This is a genomic window from Limnospira sp., assembly GCF_051859755.1.
GTDB classification, from domain to species: domain Bacteria; phylum Cyanobacteriota; class Cyanobacteriia; order Cyanobacteriales; family Microcoleaceae; genus Limnospira; species Limnospira fusiformis.
The window spans coordinates 21,311-37,242 of sequence record NZ_JBIMLI010000037.1 but is presented as its reverse complement, the minus strand read 5'-3'; the positions used below and the strand labels follow the sequence as shown (position 1 = coordinate 37,242).

The window sequence follows — 15,932 nt, the reverse complement described above, 5'->3', positions numbered from 1 at the left end:
GTAGAAATTTAGAAAAATCGCCTGGTTCAGACGATTACACTTGTGGACGGGGTGCTGCCGACAGTCCCGGACGAAGCAAGAAATAAACATCAATATCCGGCTATGTCCGGTTTTGTTTAAGTTTTATAGAGCAGTTGAAAGGGGGGATAATTATATGCGCGGGAAATTTGGGTCAAACTTTGATACCAATTATTGATAGTTTGTTGAGCAGGATAGGGACTATAATTGCGGGACTGTCTGAGAAATTGAATCATCTGGTGTTTGTCTTGGGTGTGATAGCTTAAAGCAGCTAACCAAACCAGGACTTGATAGCGACAGAGGGTTTCTAGGGGACGCATCCAATTTCGTAGGGTAGGACGAGAAAAGTAATTTTGAATAAGTTGATTACAGTCAGAGGAAAGGATAGCGATCGCATATCGTTTCAAGTTATAATCAGCCTCGACTGTTATAGTCCTTCTTTGTAGACAAATTCCCGCAGCGCCATGGGATGCTAAATTTAGCAATAAATCTATAGTAGCAGCATGGGGAGATAGACTCGAGTCAAACCCTCCCCAGCGTTTAACCCAGGAATTGCGGAATAAAATCGCACCAGTTTCCACCAATCGCCACAAGTCTGTTAACATCCAGATATGGACACCATGTAAACCGTCGCGACCCTGCAAAATTGGCGCGAGATTATTGTAAGGCTGAACTTCCGAAATTAGCTGATTTTCCTCCCAAATTTCCCAACCAGAGAATACCATTTCCAGTGAACCCGCACGATTATCAAAAGCATCTATCAGGTCTGATAAACTATGAGGTAGTAAAGTAGAACCCCCATCTAAAAACAGGATAAATTCTCCCCTAGCAATATCTAAGCCTCGGTTTCTAGCAGCCACAATTCCCTCGCCACATTGACCAACATATTGCAAAGATTTTCCATAACCTTCTAGGACTTCCGGGGTGTTGTCCGTCGAACCGTTATCAATCACAATAATCTCGCAACCATCGATATTTTGATTAAGGATACTATCAAGAGTTTTGGGTAAACTGATACCCTGATTATCGCTACAAACAATAATACTAATTTGGGGAGAATTAGCCACCGTCGCGGGGATTAAATAATCAGTAGCATCAGCAGTATTACCCGCGAAATGTCCTTGTAAAAGAGCTTGATTTTGCTTTGCTTCCCGTCCGTGAAACGCTTCGATGCGGTTTCCCCGAAGATGTCCGTAGTCATGATTTTGGTGAACAATCGTAATAGTTTGACTCCCGTTAATTACCCGATATCCTTGTTTTAATCCTTCTCCCACCATCCAATTATCCCAACCCGGACGACCAATAGCAAAAGCCGGAAGTTGATTAAACAGAGGTTTAGGAAATACAAAGTAATCTAACGCACCGATACCGCTAAATATTCCCGCTGTATGAATTTGATGATGTAGCTGTTGTTCCCAGTTAGGGTTATCAAAATTCACAGGTTCTTCAATATCCAAATTCCAACGTCGTCCCACCATCAGAAACCTAGAGTAATTAGCAATCACCTGTTGAACATTCCCGAGAAAATCGCTAGTTAGGATAATATCCGAGTTAATATATGTTAAAATATCGTGGGAAGCGTGATGATGTACTTGGCTAAAAATATCATTTAGCAGAGGGGTTCCATATTCGTTAACTTGGACATTCGGAATATGTCTCACCTTCAATTTACTAGCCACTTCTGCGGTTCCTGTCTCATCACCAAATAAGATAATTTCCGGTCTCGGAACCAGTTTAGTCCAACTGGTAATCGCATTATCTTGAATCATTCCCACACTTCCCACAAAGGCTTTAGGAACCGCAAAAATAGTCACCTTAACAGTAGGTTGAATATTATCAAAAATCCAGACACGACCTTTTTTAGTTCCCATAGAAATTAACTGATACTACAAATCCTCTGTTCGTCTAATTTAGCGGTCAACACCTGGGAGAGTTGGGTGAGATAGTAGGTGGATTAGGTAACACGCATCCACCCCACCTTTTATATGGTAATTTAGATGTTAGTCTGGCATAGTTTCAGCAATAATTTTAGCAAACATCTTGACAAGAGCAGCATTATATGTATTCCCAGACTGTGCTACAGCAGGTTGATACTGTTGTACTGGCTGTCCTGGTGGCGACATATTTTGATACTGTTGTATATGCTGTATCTGTTGTATCTGTTCCCGCAGTTTTTGAATTTCCGACCTCGACTCTTCCAATTCTTTCTGCTGTTGCTGTAGTTGAGACTGCGACTCTTCCAATTCTTTCTGCTGTTGCTGTAGTTGAGACTGCGAACCCTCTAACTCTTCCTTAATTTTATGTAACTCAAATGTAGCCTGTTCAAGTTCCACCTGTACTTCATCTAATTGGAAGTTAGCCATTTCCAGTTCTTCCCTGGTATCATGTAACTCCGAGCGAGACTTATCGAGTTCCTGTTGAGTTTCAGTCTGTTTATTCTGTGCATTTTTAAGCTGGTCTTGAACTTCCTTAACTTTGGTTTCCAGTTTCTTCCTTTCAGACTGAGAGTTTTCCAACTCCTTCTGCTTCTGCTGAAAATCAGATTGAGACTTTTCCAGGTCTTTCCGAGTCTGCTGTAGTTGAGACTGAGAGTTTTCCAACTCCTTCTGCTTCTGCTGAAAATCAGATTGAGACTTGTCGAGGTCTTTCCGAGTCTGCTGTAGTTGATATTTTAAAAGTTCCTGTTCTGATTCTAATTCTTGGAGGCGAGATTGAGTTATTTTAAGTTCGGTTGGTTTGGGTTCTGTGGGAGGTTGGAGGCGAAGATTTTGGGCGATTTCGGAAGGAATTACTGAGGTATTGATTAGGTTGTTGTGAATATAAACCACTTCATACCGAGAGGGATGATAGGGAGTGGCTTGCGCTACGGGGGTGAAATAATGTTCATTGAGAAAGGCGTTAAGTTGCTCAAAAGTTGCGCCACGTTCAAATAGTTGATTTTGGCTGGTTGTGCTGTAAATAGCATCAAGATGTTGCAGAATTTCTGAGGCTCCTGTTAAGGCGAGAAGTTCGGCTCCTTGGATGTCTAAACATAGTATATTATAGTCTTCTGGAAGCAGGTTAAGTTCCGTTAAAATGCTGTCAATTGTGCGGGTTTCAACGGGTATTTGCTGAGTTTCTGTGAGGTTGGGATACAGTTTTTTGTATTCTGTTAGTGACAAAATAGAACTGTTAGACTCGATGTTGGTAACGTGGAGAGTGGCGGTACTATTTTGGTCAGCGATCGCCACATGAACTGTCTGAATATTGGGTCGATCGCCTACAGCCATTTTCAACCTTTCACAGGTGACGGGATTCGCTTCTATTAGCAATATTTGAGCATTAGTAAACTTGGCAAAACGTTTGAGCGATCGCCCTTCTCCTGCTCCTACATATATAATACCACGAGGCGTAACTTTATGATCTTGAAAAATTTGGTGTAAGTTAAGTTTCATAGATACCAAAATATACTAAGTAAGTTGATTTCAAACTTTCCCGATAACGCGACCAACATCTAGTTACTGTAGGCTGCCATATAGGGTATAATTAGGAAGTAGGTGTTAATCATCATGAGACATATTCCCGGATTTGCCAAATGCTAAATATCTGAGCGATCGCCTTATTATAGACTTTTATATAACCATCAATAAGTCAGCCATAACCGGAAAATTTTAGTGATGGTTTCCCGTTGATCAACTCCACGCCTCAAAATCCCGAGAAAATTGAGACAAAGACAATAAACAGATAGGGGGATATTCAGCCACCAAACGTCGCTCTATGGGGGTATTGTAGCCCCAGTCAGCCAAAAACAGTTTAACCTGTTGTAGGTCTGTTTGAGCTTGTACAGACAACAAAGTTTTCATTCTGTCTTCAACGAACCAGATCACCGGACTAGGATCAGAAAGAGTCATGAGATCCCGTAGAGTTTGGTGCTTAGGCTGTTTGTGTCCTTTCCCAAAAATCATACCCGGACCGAGAATAATTCCCTGTTGTCCGAGAAGCGATCGCACAAATCGTTCTTCCTTAGTAGTAATTATGCGTAATTCTATCATGTCCTGCTCAAGAATAACCCGAAGGCGATCGCATACCCCCGGATAAAAGCCATGTAAAGCCAACCACCCTGGTAGGTCTGTGGCGATCCACTCATCGCGAATTTGATCAAGTCGAGGGCCAAGAACTTCCGGTGACAAATGTTCTTGTTCCAGCAGTTGACGTGATATACTATGCCAATCGCTGAGAATCTCAGATTCAGTCCACCCCAAAACCAAAGCCCTGATCAAAAGAGGCATTTCCCAACCCGTTTCAATCACAGGTCTAGTGCAGTAGAATCTAGGGGGTAAATCATCCGGTGGGGTAGACTCAGGAGGCGACCAAACTTCGAGATATGTACGCCAAGCCGTCTGAAAATACTCCAGCAAGCCATCACAGAGAACACCATCAAAGTCCAAGGCGAGAAGATTGGGTCTATCTGACATAGTTTTAGTATGTTGTAGGGCAATTTACCGAAATTCTTGAGTTGTTGTGGTAGCTTTTAGTGTAGCATCTAAACAGGTGTGTTAATTAACCCTTGGGGAATTGTCTTTGTGGTTTATACCTCAAACTCAGAGTTAAAAAACCCGTTAACCCCGCCGAAAAACCCGGACTTACCCCTTAACCAAGAGTCGCGGATACAAGATCCCCAACTACTGAGGATAGCCCGACGGGTGTATCATGCTTATTCAGAAGTACACGCCAAACGAATGCGCCGTCCGTCCGGTGTAGCCATTCATCTCCGCAGCTATCGAAGTTTACTGCTTTTCTCCCCCAAACCTGTTTTGCTTCCGGGAGAATGTTTTATCCCCTTTGACCAGATAGAATTAGAGTTATTTTAGCCCAGGGTAGGAACCGCGTGTGAAACCCCCGTGAAAGGTGAGAGTCCAATATGGAGATTTTAGTTGATCTACCAGCTTACTTGATTATATTTGCCCTAGGCGCTTCCATAGGTAGCTTTTTAAATGTCATTGTGTATCGAGTCCCCGCTGGTCTGTCCGTGTGGTATCCTCCCTCACGATGTCCCCATTGTCATACCCGTTTGGGTTTAAGTGAAAATATCCCAGTTTTCGGGTGGTTGTGGTTGCGGGGGAAATGTCGCCATTGCCATGCACCGATATCTATGCGCTACCCTCTAGTAGAAGGGTTAATGGGTGTATTGTTCTTGCTGGTATATGTAACCATCATGCCAGGGACTATAGTACAACTGTTTGGCTTGTGGGCGCTATTAGCTTGGTTGGTGGCGTTATCTCTAATTGATATAGATACCTTAACCCTTCCTAACCCTCTCACCCAGTCAGGTTTAGTGGTGGGGTTGTGCTTTCAAGGGTTACTGGGATTAAAAACGGCTGGGGTGATAGACCAGTTAATGGTGGGTGTTTTGGGGGCGGTGCTAGGATTATGGTTATTTGAAGCGATCGCCTTTTTGGGGTCCATGGCTTTTGGACAGACCGCTATGGGGGCGGGAGATGCTAAATTAGCGGCCCTTATGGGGGCTTGGTTGGGGTGGAAGATGCTATTGGTCGCAAGTTTCATCGCCTGTGGTTTAGGAGCCTTTATCGGCGCAGGAGCCATGGCTGTGGGCATATTAGACCGCCGCCAACCCATGCCATTTGGTCCTTTTTTAGCGATCGCCGCTGGTATAACTGCCCTGTGGGGTGAGATAATAGTATCTATGTATATGGAGTTATTTTTCCCAGTTATCTGAGGTAAAGTGCATCGGGCTTTGTGCCTATCCTAGAGATATATAATGATCGTGTCTTGGATTACACTAAAAACCACTGCTATGCGCTGGGAAGCCGAGTTAATGCAACAAGTCCTCGCCTCCCATGATATCCCAGCACGGGTAATTAGCCTAGGAGTTGGGTCATATATGGGGGTGGGGGGTCCGGCTAAATTGCAAGTACCATCGGAACATTTGTGGACAGCACTACTGCTGCTTAGTCCGGTGGACGAGGAGCCAGAGGAAGCTCAATAAATCATTTCCTCAATCAAACATCAGAACGTATTTTAATTAATGTCTCTATTTGACTGGTTTGCAAATCGACAAAAATCAGTTCCCATTAGTCCCGATCGCCAAGAGCGAGAAATTGCCGATGGTTTGTGGGTAAAATGTGAAAAATGCGGTGCATTAACCTACACCAAAGACTTACAGGCGAATCTTATGGTGTGTCTGCAATGTGACCATCACATGAGGGTTTACAGTGACGATCGCATTAAACAACTGATTGATGAAAATACCTGGCAGCCCATTGCTGCTAATCTGTGTTCAGTAGATCCGCTGAATTTCCGCGATCGCAAACCCTACAGCGATCGTCTGCGAGAATACCGGGAGAAAACAGGTCAAATTGATGCTGTACAAACGGGGACGGGTTTATTAAATGGGGAATCGATCGCCCTTGGGGTGATGGATTTTCGATTTATGGGGGGTAGTATGGGGTCGGTGGTGGGAGAAAAACTCACCCGGATGATTGAATATGGGACTGAGCATCAATACCCGGTAGTGATTATCTGTGCTTCCGGAGGGGCTAGAATGCAGGAAGGAATGTTAAGCCTCATGCAAATGGCGAAAATCTCGGCGGCTTTGGAACGACATCGAGAGAATAAACTTTTGTATATCCCTGTACTAACCAATCCTACTACTGGAGGGGTGACGGCTAGTTTTGCCATGCTCGGTGATCTAATTCTAGCTGAACCCCAGGCAACTATTGGTTTTGCGGGTCGTCGGGTAATTGAGCAAACCTTGCGAGAAAAACTACCTGATGATTTTCAAACTTCTGAATATCTGATGGCTCATGGGTTTATTGATGCGATCGTCCCTCGCACTCAGCTCAAAAAAACCCTCACCCAATTGATTAAACTGCACCGACCACCACAGCCTACCGGAAGACCCTTTGTAAAATTGTCCGACTCTAACTCCCGCAGCCATGTCCATCATTCTGAGGAAACCCAACAGCATCGATAATCTCTAAATCAGTGATTGGATAGTACCCACTACTGCATATAATTGGTGGGTGATGCCGGTTTTGACTAATTGTCATCGGTTTTTGCGGATTGGTCTAGGGCTGAAATGGCCTGCGACTACCATTTGGCGATCGCACAGGTGCTTAAACTTGGCGATCGCCTAGTAATTGCCTACCAACATCCCCAAACCCGTATAGTTGAGGATGTCAAAGCAATTCTCTCCGCCATTGAGGCCACAAGTGATTCAGAATCGTAGATCCAACGATTGACAAAGATCATTTAACACAGGACTATTGAGATAAGACTTCTGAGACAGAATCGCTAAAAACCAGGATCACAACTGCTCAATATTGCCGATTGAGTTGTTGCTTTGGTACGTTCTATAATCATCTAAAAGTTAAGGAGAACCATGCTAAAAAGGTACATTTGGTTGGCTGTTGCCACTGTATTCTTCACCTTTCAAATGTGGGTGGGTAATGCAAACGCTTTGGAATTGACTGAAGAATTGAGAACCCTTCCCATCAATGCTCAAGGCGATACTGCTGTCTTGAGTCTCAAAGAAATCAAAAAAGGCCAACAGGTATTTAACGCCGCCTGCGCTCAGTGTCATGCGCTGGGTGTGACTAAAACCAACCCTGATGTTAACTTGAGTCCTGAAGCCCTGGCTTTGGCTACTCCCCCCCGCGATAACATTGCGGCTCTGGTTGATTATGTCAAAAATCCCACCACCTATGATGGCTTCATCGAGATATACGAACTGCATCCTAGCCTGAAAAGTGCAGACATTTTTCCCAAGATGAGAAACCTATCAGAAGATGATCTCTATAATGTAGCCGCTTACATTCTCTTACAACCCAAGGTTCGCGGTGAACAGTGGGGTGGTGGTAAATACCTCCGTTAATCTTTCCGCCTGAAAGATTCACCTAACCAGGTTTCTGACTTTAGGTTTTGGTTTTTGGTGGCTACTAAGAAGGGTTACTAACTACTCTGAAATTGTAACCACTAAAGTCCGCGAATTATCTAGGATAATCAGCGGAGCTAAAATCTAAAGTCTCCGATTTGACTGCTGATATTAAATACCTCAAATTTCCATGTTTCGTAACAGTTTTTTGCGCTCTCTACTGCTCTTATTTATCACCAATATAGTAGGATGGCTGATTTTTAGTTTCCCGGTTCAAGCTCAAAATGTTGACCCCTATGTGTTAAGATATCTGACTGATCAACCTGTGGAAATACAGAGCGATCGCCAAGGTGGAACCCAGACCTTTTCGGTGGAGGATCTATCAGCGGGAAAAGTCTTGTTTACGGATAGTTGTTTGAACTGTCACGCTGGTGGTGTAACTATTCCCTATCCGACGGTTTCCCTGTCTCTGGAAGACCTGAAGGGAGCCACCCCTCCGAGGGATACCATCAAAGATTTAGTCGCTTATATGAGGCATCCCGTCAGCTATGATGGTAGTGATACTAACTACTGGTGTCGGGAAATTCCCGAAAATTGGCTTGACGATGCAGAAATTGATAACCTAGCCGCTTTTATCTTACAATCAGCCATAAAAGCACCCGGTTGGGCTAAAAAATGACGGGATTATAGCACATTAATAAACCCGAGTCAAGGGGTGAGTTAATTAGTTTTGCCAGCTAAATATCACCCTTACAGCGGGTTAAATAAATCTGAGCGACCTTATCTTGGGGGTTCCGTTCTAAACAGGATTCAAAAAGTGCGATCGCCTCAGAAATCTCGCCTAAATAATAGTGTAATAATCCTCGCTCAAACATAGTTTTTGTGGCTTGTTTTCCGGCGCGCAAGTCGGGGGGGTCAGCATCAAAGACCTCAAACACAGAAACCATTTCTAATTTACCCTTAACCTGAACATGATCAATAAGGCGGATACCATATTCATTAATATGGTTAAGTCGGACAAAGGTATAGTGAGAGATTAACAGAGACACCCCATAATTTTTAGTTAATCCTTCCAAACGGGAAGCCAGATTAACCGCATCACCAATTACAGTACCATCCATGCGAGATTTTCCCCCCACAGTTCCCAACATCAATTTTCCGGTATTAATACCAATACCAATTTCAATAGGAGGACGATAGGTAGGTTTGGTGGGGTCGGTACGCCGTCGAGTTTTGTTGTATTCTGCGAGTAAGTCAAGCATTCTAATTCCGGCTCGCAGAGCATCATCGGCGCTCTGGCTAAAGAGGGCCATAATTTCATCACCAATGTACTTATCAACAAAGCCTCGATATTCAGCGATCGCCGGTTCTACATGGGATAAATAAGCATTAATAAACTTAAAATTATCCTCTGGGGTCATTTGTTCCGAGAGGCTAGTAAAATCGCGAATATCAGCAAATAAAACCGACATTTCCCGTTGAACATTATCCCCCAGTTGAACATCAACAATACTATCTTTACCGAGATATTGTAGAAATTGGTGAGGAACAAAGCGGAAAAAGGACTGGTTGAGTTCAAATAATTCCGAGGTAAAACGTTCTAATTCTGCTTCAGCGCGTTTGCGTTCCGTGATATCTTCAACAAACCCTTGATAATAGAGAATATCACCATTTTCATCATTAACAATTCTGGCACTTTCAGAAATCCAAATAATCTCACCATCACGATTATAAACCTGAGATTCAAACTTAGAGATTTCGTGGCGCTGATGCAAAGTTTCTAATAATTCATCCCAACGATTTGGTTGAACATATAACTGTTTTTGGACATCAGTTATAGAGGACATGAGTTCCTTGGGGGACTCATAGCCATAAATCTTAGCCAAAGTGGGATTAGCATTAATAAACTTTCCATCAGGGGAAATTTGAAAAATCCCTTCCAGAGCATTTTCAAAGATACTGCGATATTTGCGTTCAGTCTTACCCAAAGACTCAATCAAATTGGCTTGGTCTTGGGTGAGTAATTCTAAGGCGCGGTTCATTTCCTGAAGCTGAAAATTTTGGTCAGTGAGTTGTTTTTGTTGCTGGAAACTGTTAATCGCTTCAGTAATGGTTAAAGTCAAATCTTCATTTTCCCAAGGCTTAGAAATATAGCGATAAAGTTTAGCATATTGAATAGCATTAAATACCCCATCAATATCAGCATGACCTGTCAGCATAATATTCATAGTATTGGGGGATAAATGATGAATGGCTTTTAACACCTCATCTCCCCGCAAACCCGGCATCATATAATCAGAAATGACTACCGCCAATTCTTCCCCAGCTTCAATCAATTCTTGGGCTAATTTAATGCCTTCACTGCCACTCCCAGCACATTCAAACCGATATTTGCCACCCAATGTTCTCCGAAGCAGTCGCCTCAGAGTGTCCAAAATCATAGGTTCATCATCGACACAGAGAATAACTGGTTTGGTCATTAGTCAATAAGGAAACGGGGGAAAATTAAAAAGTGTGCTGATGATTAGGAGCGACCATCTCTGTTTTCCTTGTTTGAAGTCAGGATAGCTGCTTTTTGTACACCCCAAACACACTTTACACCCTAATGCCTCAACTGTTATTGTGCCATTTCCTCAAGTTCGCGGATACGCTGTAAGGCATCCTGATGAGAATCTGAACGTCCCAGTTGTTGATAAAGTTCTGCGGCTTGGCGAAAGTCAGCTAAGGCTTCCTCAAATTCTTGACGACGGATATGACTGAGGGCACGATTATAATAGGCATCAGCAAAACCGGGATTAAGCTCGATCGCCCTAGTATAATCAAGAACGGGATTGGGGCCACGGGTTGGTTCATTCAGCACCAATAGTGTCCGCGCTAATCCCAAATTAAAATAGGTTTCTGGGGAATTAGGATTCAATTCTAAGGCTCGGTTAAAATCAGCGATCGCCTCCCACGCATAACCGCGATCCAACCAACTCAATCCGCGAAAGTAGTAGGTTTCCGCATTTTGGGGAGTATCCAACGACACAGGAGAGGCTTCTAGCGTGTCCGAATCGATTTGTAAATCATTAGGACTTAACTGAGCTTGTGATAGCTGTTCCAGAAACAAATTAATGGGAACGGCAGCATTAAACCCTGTTTTAATGGGGGTAACATCTCCAGAACGAGTTTGAGCAAATCCAAACTCACCTTGACCGTGTAAACCCACCACACGGCCTTGAGAATCAAATACTGGACCCCCACTCATACCACTCCAAGTAACAGCCTGATACCGCAAATTATAGCCTTCTGGGCGATTTTTGGGGCGACTGGTGACCAATCCAGGGGAGAGTTCTGGTTCCCGTGCCGCGCCGGTTAACCCCCCAGTAGCGGGATAAGCATAGACATAAATCTGAACCCCAATCACTACCTGTTCGGAATCGGCTAAAGTGGCGATCGGGTATTCTTGGGTACTTTCAAATCTTACTACTGCTAAATCGGGTTCATCCTTAGTAGTCTGTAGCCTAGTAACACTGGTGACCGGGTGACTTTGACCATCATGGGTGCGGATACTGTAGGCGACATCAGTTGCTTGTACTACATGATTAACGGTCAGGACTGTATAGATATTATCTTGTCTAGCAATAATGACCCCAGAACCGTCTCCGAGGGCGCTATTAATTTGAACTGTAATGGGTGCGGCGATTTCTGCGACTTGCTGGGCGCTTTTAGCAGCTAGGGCGACTTGACAAGTTATGACCAGGGCGGCAGTTGTTGCCATTCCGGTTAAAATGGTTGTCAGGGAATCAAAGCGAGAAAGACCCAAGTTGAACATGGTTATATCCCTAAAATTTAATTAGTTAGTCTATGGTAATCTGACGTAAACTCCATCAAGTTTGTTCGGGGTAGTTACGGGAAACAAAGGGTTAAATTATAGTGTGACCGGGTTCCGCTACAGCCTCGGACTTCCTGGCTAGGTTTTATCTATGATAGCCTGAGTGAGTCCTTCTAGGGTATATTCTTGGGCTTCAATATCGACCTTTCCTAGGAGAGTTTGGCAGGTCTGGGAGGTCTGGGGACCAATAGAGGCGATCGCTACTCCGGTGAGTAAATCTCGCCAGGAATCACCCGCAAAGCCTTCTAGGAGTTTACAGAAATTTTTGACAGTCTTGGAACTGGTAAAGGTGGCAATATCAATTGTACCATTTTCTAAAGCTAATTGAATATTAGGGTCGATGGTATCTGGACAAGCAGACTCATAGGCGGGAACTTCTACTACTTCCGCCCCTGCTTGGGTTAATTCTTTCACTAATATCTCCCGCCCTCCGGTTTCCACTCTGGGGAATAATAGACGTTTTCCGCTGACTGATTCGGGGAAGTTTTCCACTAGCGAATCAGCGATAAAATCCGGGGGGATAAAATCAGGATTTAGTCCCCATTTTCGCAATACCATGGCGGTTTTTTTGCCGACAACAGCAATTTTTGTATTGGCTAAAATGCGGGTATCTTTCCCACTAGCCATGAGTCTTTCACAAAAGAATGAGACAGCGTTAGCAGAAGTGAGTAATAGCCAGTCAAAAGGCTTTGATGTATCATAAAATGCGATCGCTTTATCCAGGGGTTCCCAAGTAGAAGGAGGCGTGATAATTAGGGTAGGCATTTCTAGGACTTCAGCCCCTTTTTGTTCCAGCAAACTGCGAAACTCGTTGGATTGTTCCGAGGAACGGGTGACTAAAATGGTGTGATTAAGTAATGGACTCAGCATAATTCTTGAGTGGTTTTGGCGAGGCTGTAGATAGGTTTGCAGTTGCACCACATTCCCCACAACTATGACACTGGGAGATAAAGATTCTCGTGATGTTTTATCTACAATATCATTTAACGTGCCAACGATTACCTTTTGATTAAAGCGACCCCCATTTTTAATAATAGCTATGGGAGTTTCAGGCGATCGCCCATGTTGTCTAAGTTGGTGTACAATCACAGGTAAATTTCGCGCCGCCATGAGAATAACTAAAGTTTCCAGTTCCGATAAACTCGCCCAATTTAGGGCTTCCGGTTCATGGGCTGTCATGACTGCAAAACACCGACTCATGACTGTATCGGTGACAGGAATACCAGCCAGTAGGGGGGCGGCCAATGCTGAGGAAATACCTGGAACCACCTCAAATTCACACTTAGCAGCAATTAAGGCTTGAATTTCCGTACTAGCGCGACCAAAGATAAATGGATCGCCGCCCTTGAGTCGCACCACCAGTTTTCCCTGTTGACAATATTTGACTAATAAACGATTAATTTCGCTTTGGGGGGTAGTGACTTGGCTACCCCGCTTTCCCACATATACTTTCAGACAATGGGGCGAAATTAGGGGTATAATTGACTGGTCAACTAGGGCATCATAAACTAGGACTTCAGCCTGCTTCACTAACTGATAGGCTTTGACAGTCAAATAAGCTACATTTCCTAATCCCGCCCCTACTAAATAAACTTTTCCGCTGAATTTGGTCATGGTTTCTCTATACTGCACACCTAGTCACATATACTGCCCAAAATCTCTGATTTTCTGATTCTCTGATTCAATAGTACCATTAGCCGGTTTTCAGACTGTCACAGCGATCGCCATATAGGTTAACACCTTCTGCATAATAATGATTACCAACCCTGAGAGATTATACTCTACCTGGTCTTGGGGAATGTCCCGCAGTGTGAAAATTTTGGACTTGAGGGCTTTTAAGTATGAAGTTACCATTTAATTTCGGTTTTTTTACCGCTGGATTTGTTTTGCTTTTATTGCTGACTTTTTCGATACTTCAGTGGCTAAATATTCCCAGTGGTAGTTTTGTGGATTGGATTATCGGTGGCATTACCTTTTGGTGGCTATTGTTAATAGTAACTGTTCCTTGGAATATACACTTTGATGCTAAGGAAGTTCTCGCAGAGGCGGCGGAGTCCGACAAAAAAGGGATTCGGATTGAACCCAGTCAGCGTTCTTATGTGCATAAATTAGTCAGTCGTTCTTTAGGGGTGGCGATCGCCTTACATATAGCTAGTGCGATCGTGCTTTTATCGTTATCATGGGCGGGAATTAGTGTAGTGGGATATATCGGCTCTGTAGCCGCGTTATTACTAACCATTTTACGTCCCTCTCTCCGAGGTTATCAATACTTAGTAACCCGTTTATCAATGGTACGTCGGGAGTTTTCTTATCCCCGCGAGGATGTAGTAGAATTGAGAAATAGAGTAGAAGTTGTGGAGGCTTTATTAGAGGTTACCAAGAAAAGTCTCGACCCGAATAAATCCAATTCTTGGGCATCCCAACAAAACCAAAAACTAGCTTTTTGTCAAAGTGAAATCACCCGTTTAGCCGCCGATATGCAAACTCTCAAAGCCACCAACCAATCCGAACATGAGCGCCTTTCGCGTACAGCCGAAAAGGCGATCGCGCAAATTACAGAAGATGGTAAAATTCTCAATAACGTGAGAGAAATTATCCGATTTTTCAAAGAAGCCTAATCATCCCTTGAAAATCTTTCACTCACCCATACCCACCTCATTAATTATTGATTGCGTTTGGTTATTGTTTATGGAGCTTCTCGCTTCTGTGTCCGTGTCTTGGTATTGGGGGACTTCTCCCGCTTCTGTTTCTGGTTTGGCTCCTTCTCCTGGGTCTGTTGTTTTATGGGCTTCCGGGGCTGGTGCGTCCTTCGTGGGCGTGCGTCCTTCTGCCCGGTCCTTCTCTCGCTGGGTTGGTGTGGTCTGGTTCTCCTCTCGTCGCGCCGCTGTGTCCTTCGGGCGTGCCGTGTCTTCCGAGGCGTTTGGCGGCGGGGTTATCACTGTTCGTCCCTGTGGGGGCTGGTGGGTTGTCTCAGTCCCCGTGTTTGTGGGCTCTGTTCGGGGTGGTCGGTTTGGTCGGAGCTTACCTCTGTCGGTGTGGGCGCTGTAGGGTGCGCCAACAACTATCGGGAAAACCAACTAACTAGGGGTTGCGACCCACGCGGAAAATTCTGTTGGGAGTCCCAACCCAAAAACACCATCTCTCACCTTCTGTTGGGTGAAACCCAAGCGACAAAGCCTGCTGTTGGGTGAAACCCAAGCGACAAAGCTACAAAGTAACATAAGGGATGATGGCTAAAGGTTTGGGAAAAGAGGCGATACTGGCTGCTTCCGAGGGCGATCGCCTTTTCCGCAGTAGTATTAAATCTTTCCCCCCTACCCGCCTCTTTCCCGTAGTCGTAGGGTGCGACCCACGCGGGAGGTTCCGTTGCAGGTCTCAACCCAAAAACACCATCTCTCACCTTCTGTTGGGTTTCACCTAACCTACAAAGCCTTCTGTTGGGTTTCACCCAAGCGACAAAGCCTGCTTATCAGTGAGGAATGGCATGGGAAGTAAATTCGCGAGAGACTTATCAGGAAATATGAATAACCAAGATCTTCATAAACACTTAGCGGTTCTTGAGCTGGAGCCAGGCGCTTCCTTAGAAGAAATTAAAGCCTCTTATAAGGAACTTGTTCAGATTTGGCATCCAGATCGGTTTGATAGCAATTCCAATTTACAGCAACGTGCTCATCTACAGTTACAGCGGATTAATGAGTCATATGAAATTCTCAAAGATTATTGCGAACACAATGAGTATCGAACTCCTGAAGATAGTTCACAGAATGCTAGACAGAAAACTGAGAGTCAAAGATCAACATCCAATATCTTGAAGCGAGTTATAAACATTTTGAACGAAGTGCCAGGAATGACTCCAGCACACCATCGAGATTTCAATCGTGCCATACCAAGATTTAAACTTGGTGATGGTTCAGTGGTGAAAACCTGGAAAAATCCTGTAGGTGTCGATCATGTATTCATTGCAGACAAAAATGGCAATATGATTTTTGGTGGTTTTGTCGGTTGGATTCATTCAAATGCTCTTCAGGAAGCCATTGACGAAATTCATAAAGACTTCACTTAATGCGATCCTGGCTTCCCCCAGGCTGCGCGATCGCCCAACGACTCCCCAGGGCGATCGCCTTTTCCGCAGTAGTATTAAATCTTTCCCCCCTACCCGCCTCTTTC

General features: G+C 44.2%; 18 protein-coding genes. 9 read left to right on the top strand and 9 right to left on the bottom strand.

The window, feature by feature from the left end; translation table 11 throughout:
• Window positions 1-116: 116 nt before the first annotated feature.
• The 3 genes from ACTIE0_RS09135 to ACTIE0_RS09125 form a co-directional block, all read right to left on the bottom strand.
• A complete protein-coding gene (locus tag ACTIE0_RS09135; RefSeq protein ID WP_006623874.1) occupies window positions 117-1,889 on the bottom strand; it encodes a glycosyltransferase in 1,773 nt (590 codons plus the stop codon).
• Between the two features lie 129 nt (window positions 1,890-2,018).
• Window positions 2,019-3,452, bottom strand: a complete 1,434-nt coding sequence (locus ACTIE0_RS09130) for an FkbM family methyltransferase (protein ID WP_439516886.1) — start codon at window positions 3,450-3,452, stop codon at window positions 2,019-2,021.
• 237 nt (window positions 3,453-3,689) lie between these two features.
• Window positions 3,690-4,472: an HAD family hydrolase gene (locus tag ACTIE0_RS09125; RefSeq protein ID WP_008053570.1), complete on the bottom strand. Its 783-nt coding sequence runs from the start codon at window positions 4,470-4,472 to the stop codon at window positions 3,690-3,692.
• A gap of 108 nt (window positions 4,473-4,580) precedes the next feature.
• Between ACTIE0_RS09125 and ACTIE0_RS09120 the strand changes: the two genes are divergently transcribed.
• The 7 genes from ACTIE0_RS09120 (at window position 4,581) to psbV2 (ending at window position 8,570) form a co-directional block, all read left to right on the top strand.
• Entirely contained in the window at window positions 4,581-4,868 is a 288-nt protein-coding gene (locus ACTIE0_RS09120) for a hypothetical protein (RefSeq protein ID WP_235677597.1), read from the top strand.
• A gap of 50 nt (window positions 4,869-4,918) precedes the next feature.
• Complete coding sequence (locus tag ACTIE0_RS09115) at window positions 4,919-5,734, top strand: prepilin peptidase (RefSeq protein ID WP_006623879.1); 816 nt, start codon at window positions 4,919-4,921, stop codon at window positions 5,732-5,734.
• Window positions 5,735-5,776: 42 nt separating this feature from the next.
• Window positions 5,777-6,004 carry a hypothetical protein gene (locus ACTIE0_RS09110; RefSeq protein WP_006669798.1) on the top strand — a complete coding sequence of 76 codons (228 nt, stop codon included), beginning with the start codon at window positions 5,777-5,779 and terminating at the stop codon, window positions 6,002-6,004.
• A 39-nt stretch (window positions 6,005-6,043) separates the two neighbouring features.
• A complete protein-coding gene (accD, locus tag ACTIE0_RS09105; RefSeq protein WP_006623881.1) occupies window positions 6,044-6,991 on the top strand; it encodes an acetyl-CoA carboxylase, carboxyltransferase subunit beta in 948 nt (315 codons plus the stop codon).
• Between the two features lie 105 nt (window positions 6,992-7,096).
• Window positions 7,097-7,246, top strand: a complete 150-nt coding sequence (locus ACTIE0_RS09100; protein WP_006669797.1) for a hypothetical protein — start codon at window positions 7,097-7,099, stop codon at window positions 7,244-7,246.
• Between the two features lie 153 nt (window positions 7,247-7,399).
• Window positions 7,400-7,891 carry a photosystem II cytochrome c-550 gene (gene psbV, locus ACTIE0_RS09095; protein WP_006623884.1) on the top strand — a complete coding sequence of 164 codons (492 nt, stop codon included), beginning with the start codon at window positions 7,400-7,402 and terminating at the stop codon, window positions 7,889-7,891.
• 190 nt (window positions 7,892-8,081) lie between these two features.
• A complete protein-coding gene (gene psbV2 / locus ACTIE0_RS09090) occupies window positions 8,082-8,570 on the top strand; it encodes a photosystem II cytochrome PsbV2 (protein ID WP_006623885.1) in 489 nt (162 codons plus the stop codon).
• Window positions 8,571-8,628: 58 nt separating this feature from the next.
• On the opposite strand, the gene ACTIE0_RS09085 is transcribed toward psbV2, so the two are convergent.
• The 4 genes from ACTIE0_RS09085 to ACTIE0_RS09070 form a co-directional block, all read right to left on the bottom strand.
• Window positions 8,629-10,371: a PAS domain S-box protein gene (locus ACTIE0_RS09085; protein WP_006623886.1), complete on the bottom strand. Its 1,743-nt coding sequence runs from the start codon at window positions 10,369-10,371 to the stop codon at window positions 8,629-8,631.
• A gap of 137 nt (window positions 10,372-10,508) precedes the next feature.
• Complete coding sequence (locus tag ACTIE0_RS09080; protein ID WP_006623888.1) at window positions 10,509-11,705, bottom strand: S1 family peptidase; 1,197 nt, start codon at window positions 11,703-11,705, stop codon at window positions 10,509-10,511.
• 138 nt (window positions 11,706-11,843) lie between these two features.
• Window positions 11,844-13,379: a uroporphyrinogen-III C-methyltransferase gene (gene cobA, locus ACTIE0_RS09075; protein ID WP_006669794.1), complete on the bottom strand. Its 1,536-nt coding sequence runs from the start codon at window positions 13,377-13,379 to the stop codon at window positions 11,844-11,846.
• A 90-nt stretch (window positions 13,380-13,469) separates the two neighbouring features.
• Window positions 13,470-13,619, bottom strand: coding sequence for a hypothetical protein (locus ACTIE0_RS09070; RefSeq protein ID WP_187758481.1), 150 nt, complete (start codon window positions 13,617-13,619; stop codon window positions 13,470-13,472).
• On the opposite strand from ACTIE0_RS09070, the gene ACTIE0_RS09065 reads away from it, so the two are divergent.
• Window positions 13,607-14,383 (top strand): hypothetical protein, encoded by a 777-nt coding sequence (locus ACTIE0_RS09065; RefSeq protein ID WP_006623891.1) that lies wholly within the window; start codon window positions 13,607-13,609, stop codon window positions 14,381-14,383. The genes ACTIE0_RS09070 and ACTIE0_RS09065 overlap by 13 nt on opposite strands.
• 18 nt (window positions 14,384-14,401) lie before the next feature.
• Here ACTIE0_RS09065 and ACTIE0_RS09060 read toward each other — a convergent pair whose 3' ends face one another.
• Complete coding sequence (locus ACTIE0_RS09060) at window positions 14,402-14,704, bottom strand: hypothetical protein (protein WP_039933343.1); 303 nt, start codon at window positions 14,702-14,704, stop codon at window positions 14,402-14,404.
• Between the two features lie 203 nt (window positions 14,705-14,907).
• A complete protein-coding gene (locus tag ACTIE0_RS09055) occupies window positions 14,908-15,144 on the bottom strand; it encodes a hypothetical protein (RefSeq protein WP_192808270.1) in 237 nt (78 codons plus the stop codon).
• Between the two features lie 141 nt (window positions 15,145-15,285).
• Between ACTIE0_RS09055 and ACTIE0_RS09050 the strand changes: the two genes are divergently transcribed.
• Window positions 15,286-15,828, top strand: coding sequence for a J domain-containing protein (locus ACTIE0_RS09050; RefSeq protein ID WP_235720243.1), 543 nt, complete (start codon window positions 15,286-15,288; stop codon window positions 15,826-15,828).
• The last annotated feature ends 104 nt before the right edge of the window (window positions 15,829-15,932 follow it).

Bases quoted from the DNA above. Each gene is read 5' to 3' on its own strand.
- ACTIE0_RS09135 (WP_006623874.1), bottom strand. From the start codon at position 1,889: ATGGGAACTAAAAAAGGTCGTGTCTGGATTTTTGATAATATTCAACCT.
- ACTIE0_RS09130 (WP_439516886.1), bottom strand. From the start codon at position 3,452: ATGAAACTTAACTTACACCAAATTTTTCAAGATCATAAAGTTACGCCT.
- ACTIE0_RS09125 (WP_008053570.1), bottom strand. From the start codon at position 4,472: ATGTCAGATAGACCCAATCTTCTCGCCTTGGACTTTGATGGTGTTCTC.
- ACTIE0_RS09115 (WP_006623879.1), top strand. From the start codon at position 4,919: ATGGAGATTTTAGTTGATCTACCAGCTTACTTGATTATATTTGCCCTA.
- ACTIE0_RS09110 (WP_006669798.1), top strand. From the start codon at position 5,777: ATGATCGTGTCTTGGATTACACTAAAAACCACTGCTATGCGCTGGGAA.
- accD (WP_006623881.1), top strand. From the start codon at position 6,044: ATGTCTCTATTTGACTGGTTTGCAAATCGACAAAAATCAGTTCCCATT.
- ACTIE0_RS09100 (WP_006669797.1), top strand. From the start codon at position 7,097: ATGGCCTGCGACTACCATTTGGCGATCGCACAGGTGCTTAAACTTGGC.
- psbV (WP_006623884.1), top strand. From the start codon at position 7,400: ATGCTAAAAAGGTACATTTGGTTGGCTGTTGCCACTGTATTCTTCACC.
- psbV2 (WP_006623885.1), top strand. From the start codon at position 8,082: ATGTTTCGTAACAGTTTTTTGCGCTCTCTACTGCTCTTATTTATCACC.
- ACTIE0_RS09085 (WP_006623886.1), bottom strand. From the start codon at position 10,371: ATGACCAAACCAGTTATTCTCTGTGTCGATGATGAACCTATGATTTTG.
- ACTIE0_RS09080 (WP_006623888.1), bottom strand. From the start codon at position 11,705: ATGTTCAACTTGGGTCTTTCTCGCTTTGATTCCCTGACAACCATTTTA.
- cobA (WP_006669794.1), bottom strand. From the start codon at position 13,379: ATGACCAAATTCAGCGGAAAAGTTTATTTAGTAGGGGCGGGATTAGGA.
- ACTIE0_RS09065 (WP_006623891.1), top strand. From the start codon at position 13,607: ATGAAGTTACCATTTAATTTCGGTTTTTTTACCGCTGGATTTGTTTTG.
- ACTIE0_RS09070 (WP_187758481.1), bottom strand. From the start codon at position 13,619: ATGGTAACTTCATACTTAAAAGCCCTCAAGTCCAAAATTTTCACACTG.
- ACTIE0_RS09050 (WP_235720243.1), top strand. From the start codon at position 15,286: ATGAATAACCAAGATCTTCATAAACACTTAGCGGTTCTTGAGCTGGAG.